The sequence below is a fragment of the Leisingera sp. F5 genome (assembly GCF_001593695.1).
Genome location: NZ_LUKH01001358.1, coordinates 1 through 1,083, shown reverse-complemented (window position 1 = coordinate 1,083; position 1,083 = coordinate 1). Strand labels below are relative to the sequence as shown.

Sequence of the window (1,083 nt, the reverse complement as noted above, 5' to 3'; positions counted from 1 at the left end):
CTCTTGCAGCCTGATTGCCAAGGCTGGGGTATAGCCTGTATTAAATAGCAAAAGCCCGGCAACTGCGCTGCCGGGCTGAAACGTGTCAAAGGTACTCTGGGTTGTGTCAGCCGCGGCCGCGATAGGGCGGCACGCCCTGGTCGGGGATCCAGACGCCCTCGGGCATCGGGCCGGTCTGCCAGAACACGTCAATCGGAATGCCGCCGCGCGGGTACCAGTAGCCGCCGATGCGCAGCCATTGCGGTTCCAGGAAATCGGCCAGGCGGCGGGCGATGGAGACGGTGCAATCTTCGTGAAAGGCACCGTGGTTGCGGAAGGAGGTGAGGAACAGCTTCAGCGATTTGCTTTCCACCAGCCATTCTCCGGGTACATAGTCGATTACCAGATGTGCAAAATCGGGCTGGCCTGTCATCGGGCAGAGCGAAGTGAACTCCGGCGCGGTGAAGCGCACGTTATAGGCCACGTCGGCCTGCGGGTTCTGCACCCGCTCCAGTTCTGCCTGTTCCGGGCTGGCGGGTACGATGGTATCGCCGCCCAGCTGCTTCAGGTTGCTGTAGATGCTGTCAGACATATCGGGATTCCTATCCAATCATACGCCACGCTTGTTGCCCCAGACCAGCACATGCAGCTGGGGCAGGACACGGGGGGTGAACCAGCCGTCGCCGGTCACTTTTTCAATCAGCCACAACAGCCGCTCGGTGGCCTGGTTCAGATCGACGGGCAGCTCCGGGTCGACTTCGGGGTTGCCGGGCTGCAGATACAGCGGCAGGTCCGGGTGGCGTTCGGCAGCGGCCTTGGCCCAGGCGTAATCCTTGTCGTCGAAGATCACGATCTTCATCACCGCCTGGCCGCAGCCCTTGGCGGATTCAAGGCATTGATCGAAGGCTTTCCAATCCACAGTTTCACCGCTTGAGGGCGGCTTGGGGCTGAGAACCAAAGTGTCGAGATCCGAAAACCACGGCTTGCTGACGGACCCTTGGGTCTCGCAGGCAAAACGGTAGCCTTCGGCTTTGCCGTAGGCAATCACCGGTGCAAAGTCCTGGATCGCCGGGTTGCCGCCGGAGATCGACACCGTCAAAGGTT

The 1,083-nt window shown here is 61.2% G+C and carries 2 protein-coding genes; both read right to left on the bottom strand.

Going from position 1 to position 1,083, the window contains the following annotated elements; all coding sequences use genetic code 11:
• Positions 1–106: 106 nt before the first annotated feature.
• Entirely contained in the window at positions 107–571 is a 465-nt protein-coding gene (gene queF, locus A2I95_RS41410) for a preQ(1) synthase (RefSeq protein ID WP_027259356.1), read from the bottom strand.
• Positions 572–589: 18 nt separating this feature from the next.
• The coding region (gene queE / locus A2I95_RS41405) for a 7-carboxy-7-deazaguanine synthase QueE (RefSeq protein WP_291738087.1) at positions 590–1,083 on the bottom strand (494 nt) is incomplete at its 5' end.